9 protein-coding genes are annotated in these 12,719 nt (G+C 74.4%); 4 read left to right on the top strand and 5 right to left on the bottom strand.

Annotation, left to right across the window (positions count from 1 at the left end):
- Nucleotides 1-277 precede the first annotated feature (277 nt).
- Nucleotides 278-1,399 carry a M24 family metallopeptidase gene (locus ACFRU2_RS32105; protein ID WP_382978840.1) on the top strand — a complete coding sequence of 374 codons (1,122 nt, stop codon included), beginning with the start codon at nt 278-280 and terminating at the stop codon, nt 1,397-1,399.
- Nucleotides 1,400-1,433: 34 nt separating this feature from the next.
- Here the strand turns inward: ACFRU2_RS32105 and ACFRU2_RS32110 are convergent, their stop codons facing one another.
- Complete coding sequence (locus tag ACFRU2_RS32110; RefSeq protein ID WP_382978843.1) at nt 1,434-2,210, bottom strand: class I SAM-dependent methyltransferase; 777 nt, start codon at nt 2,208-2,210, stop codon at nt 1,434-1,436.
- 78 nt (nt 2,211-2,288) lie between these two features.
- Nucleotides 2,289-4,193 (bottom strand): malto-oligosyltrehalose trehalohydrolase, encoded by a 1,905-nt coding sequence (gene treZ / locus ACFRU2_RS32115; protein WP_382978846.1) that lies wholly within the window; start codon nt 4,191-4,193, stop codon nt 2,289-2,291.
- Nucleotides 4,194-4,305: 112 nt separating this feature from the next.
- On the opposite strand from treZ, the gene ACFRU2_RS32120 reads away from it, so the two are divergent.
- Nucleotides 4,306-4,869: an FHA domain-containing protein gene (locus tag ACFRU2_RS32120; RefSeq protein WP_382978848.1), complete on the top strand. Its 564-nt coding sequence runs from the start codon at nt 4,306-4,308 to the stop codon at nt 4,867-4,869.
- A gap of 51 nt (nt 4,870-4,920) precedes the next feature.
- Nucleotides 4,921-5,391: a GNAT family N-acetyltransferase gene (locus ACFRU2_RS32125; RefSeq protein WP_382978850.1), complete on the top strand. Its 471-nt coding sequence runs from the start codon at nt 4,921-4,923 to the stop codon at nt 5,389-5,391.
- A gap of 29 nt (nt 5,392-5,420) precedes the next feature.
- On the opposite strand, the gene ACFRU2_RS32130 is transcribed toward ACFRU2_RS32125, so the two are convergent.
- Nucleotides 5,421-6,725, bottom strand: coding sequence for a M14 family zinc carboxypeptidase (locus ACFRU2_RS32130; RefSeq protein ID WP_382978852.1), 1,305 nt, complete (start codon nt 6,723-6,725; stop codon nt 5,421-5,423).
- Between the two features lie 112 nt (nt 6,726-6,837).
- A complete protein-coding gene (gene treY / locus ACFRU2_RS32135) occupies nt 6,838-9,186 on the bottom strand; it encodes a malto-oligosyltrehalose synthase (protein ID WP_382978855.1) in 2,349 nt (782 codons plus the stop codon).
- A gap of 82 nt (nt 9,187-9,268) precedes the next feature.
- Between treY and ACFRU2_RS32140 the strand changes: the two genes are divergently transcribed.
- A complete protein-coding gene (locus ACFRU2_RS32140; protein WP_382978858.1) occupies nt 9,269-10,552 on the top strand; it encodes an MFS transporter in 1,284 nt (427 codons plus the stop codon).
- A gap of 8 nt (nt 10,553-10,560) precedes the next feature.
- On the opposite strand, the gene glgX is transcribed toward ACFRU2_RS32140, so the two are convergent.
- Nucleotides 10,561-12,675, bottom strand: coding sequence for a glycogen debranching protein GlgX (gene glgX / locus ACFRU2_RS32145; RefSeq protein WP_250741994.1), 2,115 nt, complete (start codon nt 12,673-12,675; stop codon nt 10,561-10,563).
- Between the last annotated feature and the right edge of the window lie 44 nt (nt 12,676-12,719).

Consider the following 12,719-nt stretch of genomic DNA (forward strand, 5'->3'; position numbering starts at 1 on the left):
CCCCGGGCTCCGCCCGGACCCGTACGTGCGCTGCGCGCCCGTGCCCTCAAACGCCGGGCGGGCTGGAGTTTGCCGCGCAGCGGCAAATCCAGCCCGCCCGGCGTTTGAGGCGCGGGGTCCGGGGCGGAGCCCCAGGGGGTCCGGGGCGCAGCCCCGGGGAACGGGCGAAGGGCGGGTAGGGGACATGCCCCGCGCAGCGGGTCGTGTCGGGGCAGCCCCCCGGCTGATCGGCGCGGCCCCCTGTCGAGCGGGGGTGGGGCGCGGGAGGATCGGGGGTATGGACCATGACTCCGATCCCTTCACGGCCGCCGACTACGCCGCCCGGATGGCCGCCGCCGCGCAGGCCGCCGCCGATGCGGGGCTGGCCGGCCTGCTGGTCGCCCCCGGGCCCGACCTGGCCCACCTCACCGGGTACCGGCCCGTGGACACCGAGCGGCTGACCCTGCTCGTGCTCGCCGCCGGGCAGGACCCCGTCCTCGTCGTCCCCTCCCTGGAAGCCCCGGATGCCGAGAAGGCCCCCGGAGCGGGCGCGCTGACCCTGCGGGACTGGGCCGACGGGAAGAACCCGTACGCCGTGGCCTCGCCGCTGCTGGACGTGACAGGCCGCTTCGGGGTCAGCGACAACACCTGGGCCCTGCACCTGCTGGGCCTGCAGCGGGAGTTGCCGAGCACCTCGTACGTCTCGCTGACCGATGCGCTGCCGATGCTGCGCGCGGTCAAGGACGAGCGCGAGCTGGCCCGGCTCGCGGCGGCCGGCGAGGCGGCCGACGCCGCGTACGCGCAGATCCTCCACGTCCCCTTCGCCGGGCGCCGGGAGAGCGACGTCGCCGCCGACCTGGACGCACTGCTGCGCGTGCACGGCCACTCCCAGGTGGACTTCACCGTCGTCGGCTCCGGCCCGAACGGTGCCAACCCGCACCACGAAGCAGGCGACCGGGTCATCCGGCACGGGGACATGGTGGTCCTCGACTTCGGCGGCCTCAAGCACGGGTACGGCTCCGACATCTCCCGCACCGTCCACGTCGGCGAGCCCACGGAGGAGGAGCAGCGCGTCCACGACATCGTCCGCGAGGCCCAGTTGGCGGGCGTGGCGGCGGCCCGGCCGGGGGCCGCCTGTCAGGACGTGGACCGGGCGGCCCGCGCGGTGATCACCGAGTTCGGCTACGGCGAGCAGTTCATCCACCGCACGGGCCACGGCATCGGAGTCACCACGCACGAGCCGCCGTACATGGTGGAAGGGGAGGAGCAGCCCCTCGTCCCCGGCATGTGCTTCTCCGTGGAGCCGGGGATCTACCTCCCGGGGCGGTTCGGGGTCCGGATCGAGGACATCATCACGGTCACCGAGAACGGCTGCCGCAGCTTCAACAACGCTTCCCGCGAGCTGGCGCTCGTGCAGTAGGCACGGCAGCGGAGGGTCGCCACCTCGCCGGGGCTCAGGACCCGGCGAGGACCAGGCGGTAGCCGTAGTCGACGCTCTCCCGCTCCAGCAGGTCGGCGTGGCGGCGCTGCCACGCCCCCGAGCGCAGGTCCTCGCGCAGCCGCGCGATCGCGGGCTCCACGACGGAGGCCGGCAGGCTCGCCAGGGTGGAGCTGGCGGCGCGTACGACCGGGTCGAGGTAGGACTCGGGCCGGCGCCAGAAGGCGGCCCGGAACCCGTCGGTGAAATCGTGCGGGACGGGGAAGGGCAGCACGGTGTGCGCGTCCAGCGCCCCCGTCACCACGGACAGCGGGGTGAAGGCGGAGCGGTCCCGCGCGCCGGCCTCCGGAAGGTACTCCTCGAAGAGCCACAGCTCCGTGCTGTGGTCCGGATCCCAGGTGAAGACGGCCTGGCGCCGGGAAACCCGCCGCAGTTCGGCGAGCCCGCGTGCCGCGTCCGGCCAGTGATGCACGGTCATCACGGCCATCGCCGCATCGAACGCCCCGTCAGGGAAAGGGAGTTGCTCCGCTCCGGCCTTGACCTTGCGGGTCCCCGGGTGCTGGTCGAGCATGACCCGGGACGGGTCCACGGCCGTCACCTCGCGGTCCTGCGGCTCGTACGAACCGGCGCCCGCGCCGACGTTGACCACGGTGCGGGCGTCCCCCAAAGCGCCCGCGATCAGCGAGGCCAGCCGCGGGTCGGGCCGCCGGATCTGCCGGTAACCCACCCCGATCCGGTCGTACTTGGCCGGATGCCCGCCGTCTGCGGAAGACGTGTCAGATTCGATCTCCATCGGCCGATCCCATCAGACGGCCCCGCACCCCCGCGACGGAGTTTCACGGGCCGGACAGGACCGCCGCCCCCTCCCGCCCTAAGGGCCCAGCACCACCGCCGACTCGGCCGGTACGTGGACCCGCCCGTCGGCGTCGGGATGCTCGACGGGCAGCCAGGCGGCCAGCACCCGGACCCCGTTGCGGCCGAGCGCGACGGTGACCGGCTCCCGGGAGAGGTTCACCACCACGCGGACGTCGCCCCGGCGGAACGTCAGCCAGCGGCGCTCCTCGTCATGGGCGATCCGCAGCGCCGCCAGATCGGGATCGCGCAGGTCGGAGTGGGTCCGGCGGAGCCTGATCAGGGAGCGGTGCCAGTCCAGCAGACGGGCGTGGGATTCCCGCCCCGGCTCGGCCCAGTCCAGGCAGGAGCGGTCCCGGGTCGCCCGATCCTGGGGATCCGGGATCTCCTCCGCCTTCCAGCCGTGCTCCGCGAACTCCCGCCGCCGGCCCGCCCGTACGGCCTCGGCGAGCTCCTCGTCGGGATGGTCGGTGAAGTACTGCCACGGCGTGCCGGCGCCCCACTCCTCGCCCATGAACAGCATCGGCACGAACGGCCCGGTCAGCACCACCGTCGCCGCGCACGCCAGCAGCCCGGGGGACAGGGAGGCCGCGAGCCGGTCGCCCAGCGCGCGGTTGCCGATCTGGTCGTGGGTCTGGGCGTAGCCGAGGAAGCGGTGCGCCGGGGTGCGGCCGCGGTCCACCGCGCGGCCGTGGTGGCGGCCCCGGAAGGAGGACCAGGTCCCGTCGTGGAAGAAGGCCCTGGTCATGGTCTTGGCGAGGGCCCCGATCGGGGCCTCGGCGAAGTCCGCGTAGTAGGCCTGGGACTCACCGGTCAGCGTGCAGTGCAGGGCGTGGTGGAAATCGTCGTTCCACTGCGCGTGCAGGCCCAGGCCCCCGGCGGCGCGCGGGTTCGTGGTGCGCGGATCGCAGCGGTCGGACTCCGCGATCAGGAACAGCGGCCGGCCGGTCTCGGCGGCCAGGTCGTCCACCGCCGCGGACAGCTCCTCCAGGAAGGTCAGCGCCCGCCCGTCGGCGAGCGCGTGCACCGCGTCCAGCCGCAGCCCGTCGATCCGGTAGTCGCGCAGCCAGGCCAGCGCGCTGCCCAGGAAGTACGCGCGCACCTCGTCGGAGCCGGGCGCGTCCAGGTTCACCGCCGCTCCCCAGGGGGTGTGGTGGCTCTCGGTGAAGTACGGGCCGAAGACGGGGAGGTGGTTGCCGGAGGGGCCCAGGTGGTTGTGGACCACGTCGAGCACCACGCCGAGCCCGGCGGTGTGCGCGGCCTCCACGAACCGGACCAGCCCGGCCGGGCCCCCGTACGGCTCGTGCACCGCCCAGGGCGCGACCCCGTCGTACCCCCAGCCGTGCCGGCCCGGGAACGGGCAGACCGGCATCAGCTCGACGTGGGTGACGCCGAGGGCCGTGAGGTGCCCCAGGCGGGCCGCCGCCGAGTCGAAGGTGCCCTCGGGGGTGAAGGTGCCGATGTGCAGCTCGTACAGGACGGCGTCCTGGAGCGGCACCCGGGGGGAAGGGGCCGGCTCGGCGGGGGTGAGGGAGGCGAAGTCGACCACGGCCGAGTGCCCGTCGGGGCCGTCCGGCAGGCGCCGCCCGCGCGGATCCGGCCGTACGGGGTGTTCGGAGACGGCCGGCCGGCCGGCGGCCGCGAGCTCCGCGAGGTCTGCGTGCTGCCCGAGGTGCCCGGGGTGGACCGGGTCGCGCGGATCGTCCTCGGGGTGTACCCGGTCACCCGGATCGTCCCCGGGCCCGGGAGGGGCGGGAGTCTCCGGGGCGCCGCCCAGCTGGAACCCGTACCGGGAGCCGTCGGCGGCCGGAGCCTCCACGACCCACCAGCCGGCGCGCTCCGGATCGGGCGCCATCGCGTACGCGGCCCCGTCGAGCCGCAGTGCGACCCGGTCTGTCAGCGGTGCCCACACCTCGAACTGCACGGACGGTCCCCTCGTCTGGCGGCGGTACCCCAACCTGCGTGTCCGGGCCATCATCCCCGGCTCGTCGCGGGAGTTCTGGACACTCTGCCCCCGACAGGCCGACAATCACCTGGTGACGTCGAGTTTCGAGTTCCCCGCCTTCCCCGCCCCGCGGCTCTCCGATGCCGAGCGCGACCGCGCCCTGGGCCAGCTCAGGGAGGGCGCCGCCGTCGGCAAGCTGTCGCACGACACCTTCCTGCGCCGCATGGAACTCGCCCTCGTCGCCCGCCGCTCCGAGGACCTCGCCGCGCTCACCGCGGACCTGGAGGGCCGGGAGGCCGGGGAGAGCCCGTGGACCCGCCGGCTGTTCGGCTGGGTGGGGCGGGTCTCGGCCGTGTCCGTGGGAGTACGGCGGGCCTGGGCCGCGGAGAAGCTGCCCGCGCTGCTCCTCCCGCACCCGGGCGCCGGACCGCTGCGCATCGGCCGCGACCCGGGCAACGGACTGCGCCTGAGCCACGAGACGGTCTCGCGGGCCCACGCGGAACTGAGCGTCCGGGACGGGGTCTGGGTGGTGCGGGACCTCGGCTCGACGAACGGGACCACGGTGAACGGGCGCCGGGTGACGGGCTCGGCGGTGGTGCGGGACGGGGACCAGATCGGCTTCGGCCGGATGACCTTCAGGCTCTCGGGCGGCTGAGTCCGGGACCCGGCCGACGGGTGGATGCGGGCCGCGCGGAGGATGGCACCCATGGAACACACGTCTGCCGCCCCCGTCGTACGGCCCGCGCGCCCCGAGGACCTGCCCCGGCTGGTCGAGCTCATGCGCGAGCACATGGTCTACGAGAGGTCCGCGCCCCGCACGGACGGTCTCGCCGGCCGGCTCGGCGCGCAGCTGTTCGCCGACGGGGCCCGGCTGTGGGTGCTGCTGGCCGAGACCCCGCGGGGCGAGGTCGCCGGGTACGCCGCCTGCTCGGCCGAGTTCTCCTTCTGGGAGGCCCGCGACTACCTCCACATGGACTGCCTCTACCTGGCCGAGGAGGCCCGGGGGCACGGCCTCGGGGCCGCCCTGATGGACGGGGTGGCCGCGCTGGCCCGCACGCTGGGCCTCGGCCACGTCGAGTGGCAGACGCCCGAGTGGAACGAGGGCGCGATCCGCTTCTACGACCGGCTCGGAGCCACCGGCAAGCCGAAGCTCCGGTACGCCCTGCCGGTGGAGTAGGCCGGAGGCCGCGCTCGGTCCCCCCGGCCCTACCGGCCCGCCGCCACGAGCCGGTCGTAGGCGGCCAGGACCACCCGGGACTGGTGCTCCACCTGGGTGGCCACCGGGACCCAGCGTGCCTGGAAGCGGTCCGCGAACTCCTCGCACCACCCCGTGACGAGCCGGTCCAGGGCCGGCGCCGTCGGCTGCCCCTGGGCGCGCAGCACCCGGAGCAGCATCGCCGCGGCGCGCAGCGAGAGCCGTCGGCCGAAGGCGTCGATGCTCCCGATGTACGCGGCGGTCGCCTCGGCGGGAGCTCCGGGGCCCGTCCACTCGGCGGTGATCCGGGGGATCAGCGCGAGCGTCCAGTCCACCGCGCGCAGCAGGGCCGCGGCGCCCGGATCCGTAGCGCCCGGATCCGTAGCGCCCGGCTCCGCGGCGCCGCCCGCGCCCTCCCGCAGGGCCGCCACCCGCGCGGCGTCGGCGGTGAGCCGGCCGGCCAGGCCGCGCAGGGCGGCCCGGGGGTCGGGGTGCGGGGCCGGGTCGTCCACCAGGTCCGAGGCCCACATGGGGACTTCGACGATCGCGGTGGTGCCGGCGTGGCGGTGGGCGTGGTACCAGGTGCTGAGCCGGGTGTCCTCGGGATGGAACGGCCCGTCGTCCGTGGTCCCGGGCTCGGGCATCACGAAGATCCCCGCCCCCGGCGAGGGCCAGCCCGAGGCGTCGGAGGCGCTGGTCTCGACGGGAATGTGCAGCTCGGCGGCCGATTTGCCGAACGGTTCGGCGAGCCCGGGTATGTCGCGGGTCAGCTGCACCCAGGAGCCGCCGAGATCGGTGCCGTGCAGGGAGACCTGGAGGGCGGGCCGGAGCTCGTCGATGAGCCGGGTCAGGGCGAGGGTCTCGGGCGGCAGACGGTCCGGGGGCAGTAAAGACGGCGCCCACTCCGGCTGTTCGGGTCCGGGCGGCCGGAAGAAGTTCCGGTGGTAGTCGAGCAGGGAGTACGGGCGCGGCGTGCGGTGCAGGGCCGCGCCGTCGGGGTCGGCACAGAGGAGGAAGTGCCAGGCCGTTCCGGCGGCGGGTACGCGGATCAGGTGCCGGGCGAGCGCGAGGGCGGTCGCACCGCCCACGGGCTCGTTGGCATGGGCCCCGGCGACGACGAGCACGTTCGCCGCGCCCGGGGCGGCGGCCCCGGCCGTCGCCGTGGAGCCCACGGAGAGCAGCCAGAGGGGCTCCCCGGCCCGGGACGCTCCGATCTGGCGGAGCCGGGCCAGGGCGGGGTGTTCATCTGCCAGGGCCCGCGCGGCCAGAGCGAGTTCGTGCGGGGTGGGGTAGCACATGTCACGGATCAGGGTCACAGACGGTCCCATTCCCGCCCTGCGCCCGCCCTAGTGCTGTGACCGGGAAGTTTGCCGATCGGCGCGGGGTCGGCCCGTGACCTCGACGCGGCCCAGCGAGGGGTCGGGAGGGTCATGCCGGGTCCGCGGCCTCCCTGAGCAGGACCGCGACCGGCCAGGCGCCGCCGAGGAGCGCGGCCAGAGGCGCCTCGCCCTCGTACGGGGCTGCGTGCCCGCCCTCCGCGGGCTCCAGGAGCGGCAGCCGCCGCCAGCGCCCGGGCGGCAGGGGCAGGGTCGTGTCGCGCCAGCCGCCGGACCCGGCCAGCCGGTGCGACAGGCGGGTGGCCACCGCGACCAGGCCGGCCGAGCGGGCGAAGGCCACGCAGTGCTCCGCCGCCAGGCCCCGGGCGGGCAGTGGTGCGTAGCCGTCGAACAGCCCGGGGCGGTCGCGCCGCAGCCGCAGCAGGGCGGCGGTGAGGGCGAGCTTCTCCTCGGCCGTGCCGGACGGCGCGGCGCCCGCGTCCAGGCGGGCCAGGGCCTCCCGGGGGAAGACGGCGGGCCGCCGGTTGTCCGGGTCGACCAGGGCCCGGTACTCCGTCTCCGCGCCCTGGTAGACCTCCGGGACCCCGGGCATGGCCAGGTGCAGCAGCGCCGCGCCGAGCAGGTTGGCGCGGGCCGCCGCCGCCAGGGGGCCGGACGGCTCGACCGCGGCCGCCGGGAGGTACCCCGGGAGCGTGGCCTCGTACGCGGTGTCCTGCTCCGTCCACGTGGTGTGCAGGGCGGCTTCGCGGACGGCCTTCAGCAGGGCCTGCCCGAGGCGGTCGCGGCGCACCACGGGGTTGTCGCCGCCGCCGAGGCCGAACGCCGTCTGCCAGGCCACCCAGGCGAGTTGGGGATCAGCCCCGGCCGGCGCCGGCACGGACTCCGGGTCCTGCGAGAGCACCGAGATCCGCGCCCGGACGTCCGCGCTGCGCTTCGTGTCGTGCGTGGTCAGCACGGTCCCGGAGCGGGGCCACAGCCTCGCCTGCTCGGCGCAGTACGCGTGGAACTCCGCCACCGTGACCGCCGGAGCCCCCGGATCCCCGCCCACCTCCGTGGCCGACAGCAGCGGGGCGTACCGGTAGAAGGCCCTGTCCTCCAGGGACTTGGCGCGCAGCGCGGCCGAGGTCTGGGCGAAGCGGGCCGCGAAGGCCGGGTCCCGCAGCAGGAGTGCGCGTACGCCCGCCACCGGGGCCGGTCCGGCCTCGGCTGCGGCCCGCTCCAGGGCCCCGGGCGCGAGGTCCGGATCGCCGGGGTAGGGCCGGTAGACGGGGTAGGCGATCAGCAACTCGCGTACGGCCGAGGCCAGTTCCGGTCCGGCCAGCCGTTCCAGTGCGGCCAGCTCGGCGGCCAGGTCCCCGGTCAGGACCTCCCGGGCGCCCGCCGCGGCGGTTCGCTCCCACCGGGGCTGTCCGGTCGCCTCGCGGAACCGGGCGTCGAGCCGCGCGGCCCCGGCCGGGTCGGTCAGCACCCCGTCCACCCGGTACAGCGCGTCGTACCCGGTGGTCCCGGCCACCGGCCAGGCGGGAGCCAGCCGTTCCTCGCGGGCCAGGATCTTCTCGACCACCACCCAGCAGTGCCCGCCGACGGCGTCCCGCAGCCGGCGCAGGTATCCCGCGGGGTCGGCCAGGCCGTCCACGTGGTCGATCCGCAGCCCCTCGGCGACCCCGTCCCGGACCAGCTCCAGCACCTTGGCGTGCGTGACGGCGAAGACCTCCGGGTCCTCGACGCGCACCCCGATCAGCTCCGAAATGGTGAAGAAGCGCCGGTAGTTGAGGCCGGTCCTGGCCTCCCGCCAGCATGCGGGCCGGTACCACTGGGCGGCGAGCAGGGCCGCCGGCTCCAGCCCGGCCGTGCCCTCCCGGAGCGGGAACTCCAGCTCCCCGATCCGCAGGACGGCCCGATCCCCCCGACCGCCGGCCCCGCCGGAGACCTTTACGGCTCCCGGATCCAGCGGCTCCGCGAGCACGGGCAGCAGCAGCTGCCCCCCGCCCGCCTCCCAGTCGATGTCGAACCAGCGCGCGTACGGCGACCCGGGACCCTCCCTGGCCACCTCCCACAGGGGCCGGTTGAGGCGGAGCGGCGCGGGCAGCGCCATGTGGTTCGGCACGATGTCGAGCACCAGTGCGAGCCCGTGCGCACGGGCCTCGGCGGCCAGGGCCCGCAGTCCGTCCTCCCCGCCCAGCTCCACCCGGACCCGGGTGTGGTCGGTGACGTCGTACCCGTGCGAGGAACCGGGCACGGCCTCCAGTACGGGGGACAGGTGCAGGTGCGACACCCCGAGCGAGGCGAGGTACGGTACGACGGCCCGCGCGTGCCCGAAGGTGAACTCGGGGCGCAGCTGGAGGCGGTAGGTCGACGCCGGGGTGACGGCCGGTGGTCCATCGGGTTCCGGCCGGTTGAACTCGGGACTCGGGCGACCGGTGCGCGGGGGCAGGCTCATGAGAACGTACGTACCCAGGATGCGGGATTCCGTGCCATTACCCAATGCATCCGGGTGACTGCACCGGGTTAACGTTGCTCAAGTGTTTGGAACCGTCAACACCTATCGAAGAGTCATCGCCCTGACCGGGCCCCTACTTCCGCTCATCTCCTTCCTCGCCCGACTGCCCGTCGCGATGTCGCAGTTCGGCAGCGTCCTGCTGGTCGCCGAGACCAGCGGATCCCTCGCCACCGCGGGCATAGTCGGCGGCACCCTCTCCGCCGGACAGGTGGTCTTCGGGCCGGTCCTGGGCCGGCTCGCCGACCGTCACGGGCAGCGTTCCGTCGTCCTGACCGCCGCCGTGGTCAACGCGGTGGCGACCGCCGCCCTGGTGACCGGGGCGCTCGCCGACCTCGCCACCGTCCCGCTCGCCGCGATCGGCTTCGTCACCGGGGCCTCCGTCCCGTTGATCGGGCCGCTCGCCCGTACCCGCTCCGTGGCCCTGGCGCACCGTGCCAAGTCCGACGAGAGCGTCGTGGGCGCCATCCACTCCCTCGAGGGCACCCTGGACGAGGTCTCCTTCGTCTTCGGCCCCGCCCTCGTGGGCCTGGCCACCCTCGCCCTGCACCCAGCCGTCGCCCTCGGCGGCGCGGCCGCCCTCGTCGCCGTCTTCGGCACCCTCTACGCACTGCACCCGACCGCCGCCGTCACGGCCGGGGTGCCCGCGGGAGTCCGCCGGGAGAAGGACCGCTCCCGGGTCCGCCCGCCGCGCGTGGTCTTCGCGGTACGCGGCTCCCTCGCCCTCCAGGGCGCCATGTTCGGCGCCTGCCAGGCCGGAATCGCCGCCCTCACCGCACAGTTGGGCGTCCCCGGCCAGGCCGGCATCGTGTACGCGGCCATGGGCGTCGTCAGCGCCGCCGTCGGGCTCTCGCTCGGCGCGCTGCCCGCCCGCTTCGGACTGCGGCTGCGCTGGCGCTGGGCCACGGCCGCCGCGCTCGTGCTCTCCGTACCGCTGCTCTTCACGGAGACCCTGTGGCCGCTGTACGTGGTCGTCACCGTGCTCGGAGCCGCCTACGCCCCGCACCTGATCACCGCCTTCGCCATCACCGAGCGGGCGGTGAGCCCGAGCCGGCTCGCCGAGTCGATGGCCTTCGCGGCCAGCTCCCTCGTCGCAGGCCAGGCCGCCTCGCTCGCCGTCTCCGGGCGGCTCGCGGAGGCGTACGGGCCCCCCGCCGCCTTCGCGGTGGCCGTGGGGGCGGCCGCCCTGTGCCTGGTCCTGGCCCTGGTCACCCGGGTGCCGTCGGCCCGGACGCACACCCCGGTGGTGGCCGGCGGGGGCGCCCGTCCGGACGCCCTCCTGGAAGGCGCCGCCTACGCCGGTCACTGAAGCGGCGCCTATGCCGGGCGCTGCAGCACCACCAGACACCGTCCTGTCAGTGTCACCCGGTCCCCGGCCGCGTACTGCGGCCCGGTACCGGGTGCCAGCACCTCCGGCCGCGCCGTGTCCACGACCAGGCGCCACTGCGCCCCGTGCCCGGCCGGGACCGTGAAGTCCTGCGCCTCGGCGCCCGCGTTGAACATCAGCAGGAACGAATCGTCGGTGATCCGCTCCCCGCGGGTGCCGGGCTCCGAGATGGCCTCCCCGTTCAGGAACACCGCCAGCGCCCGCGCGTGCTGCGCCTGCCAGTCGCGAGCCCTCATCTCCTCGCCGTGCGGGGTGAACCAGGCGATGTCCGAGAGCTCGTCGTGCGTCCCCTCCACCGGCCGGCCGTGGAAGAAGCGGCGCCGCCGGAACACCGGATGCTCCCGCCGCAGCCACACCATCCGCCGGGTGAACTCCAGCAGGGCGGGAGCCGGTTTGCCGGGCTCCGGCCAGTTCACCCACGACAGCTCGTTGTCCTGGCAGTAGGCGTTGTTGTTGCCGCCCTGGGTGCGGGCGAACTCGTCGCCGTGACTGATCATCGGCACGCCCTGCGACAGCATCAGCGTGGCGATGAAATTGCGCATCTGCCGCTCGCGCAGCTCCCCGATCTCCGGGTCCTCCGTCGGCCCCTCCACCCCGCAGTTCCAGGAGCGGTTGTGGGTCTCGCCGTCCCGATTGCCCTCGCGGTTGGCCTCGTTGTGCTTCTCGTTGTACGAGACCAGGTCGTTCAGGGTGAAACCGTCGTGGCAGGTGGTGAAGTTGATCGATGCCAGCGGCCGTCGGCCGTCGTCCTGGTAGAGGTCGGAGGAGCCCGTCAGCCGGCCCGCGAACTCCGCGAGCGTACGCGGCTGCCCGCGCCACAGGTCCCGTACGGTGTCCCGGTACTTGCCGTTCCATTCGGTCCACAGCGGCGGGAAGTTGCCCACCTGGTAGCCGCCTTCGCCCAGGTCCCACGGCTCCGCGATCAGCTTGACCTGGCTGACCACCGGGTCCTGCTGGACCAGGTCGAAGAACGAGGACAGCCGGTCCACCTCGTGGAACTGGCGGGCCAGCGTGGCCGCCAGGTCGAAGCGGAAGCCGTCCACGTGCATCTCGGTGACCCAGTAGCGCAGTGAGTCCATGATCAGCTGGAGCACGTGCGGGGAGCGCATCAGCAGCGAGTTCCCGGTGCCCGTGGTGTCCATGTAGTGCCGGGGATCGTCCGCGAGACGGTAGTACGAGGCGTTGTCCAGGCCCCGGAAGGACAGCGTCGGCCCCAGGTGGTTGCCCTCGGCGGTGTGGTTGTAGACCACGTCGAGGATCACCTCGATGCCGGCCTCGTGCAGGGCCCGAACGGCCGACTTGAACTCCAGCACCTGCTGGCCGCGGTCGCCCGAGGCGTAGCCGTTGTGCGGGGCGAAGAAGCCGATGGTGTTGTAGCCCCAGTAGTTGCTGAGCCCGTCGTCCACGAGGCGGTGGTCGTTGACGAACTGATGGACCGGCATCAACTCCAGTGCCGTCACCCCGAGCTTGGTCAGGTGCCCGATGACCGCGGGGTGCGCGAGGGCGCCGTAGGTGCCGCGCAGCTCCTCGGGGAGGTCGGGGTGGCGCATGGTCAGGCCCTTCACGTGGGCCTCGTAGAGCACGGTGTGGTGGTACTCGTGGCGCGGCGGCCGGTCGTTGGCCCAGTCGAAGTACGGGTTGACCACGACCGAACTCATGCTCTTGGGCGCGGAGTCCAGATCGTTGCGGGAGTCGGGACGGCCGAAGTGGTAGCCGTACACCTCCTCGCCCCAGTCGACGCTCCCCGCGACGGCCCGCGCGTACGGGTCCAGGAGCAGCTTCGCCGCGTTGCAGCGCCGGCCGCGCTCGGGCTCGTACGGCCCGTGCACCCGGAAGCCGTAGCGCTGACCGGGCATGATGCCCGGCAGGTAGGCGTGCCGGACGAACGCGTCGGTCTCGCGCAGTTCGATCGCGGTCTCCGAACCGTCGTCGTGCAGCAGGCACAGTTCGATGCGTCGGGCGGCCTCCGAATAGACCGCGAAATTGGTGCCGGCGCCGTCATACGTGGCACCGAGCGGATACGCCTGTCCCGGCCAGACCTGCATAGAAAACGACTCTTCCCCTCTGTGTCGGGCTGATCCGGCGTGGA

Source organism: Streptomyces sp. NPDC056883, from assembly GCF_042788835.1.
In the GTDB taxonomy this organism is placed as follows: Bacteria; Actinomycetota; Actinomycetes; order Streptomycetales; family Streptomycetaceae; genus Streptomyces; species Streptomyces stoeckheimensis.

Coding starts and splice junctions, on each gene's coding strand:
- ACFRU2_RS32105 (WP_382978840.1), top strand. CDS start 278: ATGGACCATGACTCCGATCCCTTCACGGCCGCCGACTACGCCGCCCGG.
- ACFRU2_RS32110 (WP_382978843.1), bottom strand. CDS start 2,210: ATGGAGATCGAATCTGACACGTCTTCCGCAGACGGCGGGCATCCGGCC.
- ACFRU2_RS32125 (WP_382978850.1), top strand. CDS start 4,921: ATGGAACACACGTCTGCCGCCCCCGTCGTACGGCCCGCGCGCCCCGAG.
- treY (WP_382978855.1), bottom strand. CDS start 9,186: ATGAGCCTGCCCCCGCGCACCGGTCGCCCGAGTCCCGAGTTCAACCGG.
- glgX (WP_250741994.1), bottom strand. CDS start 12,675: ATGCAGGTCTGGCCGGGACAGGCGTATCCGCTCGGTGCCACGTATGAC.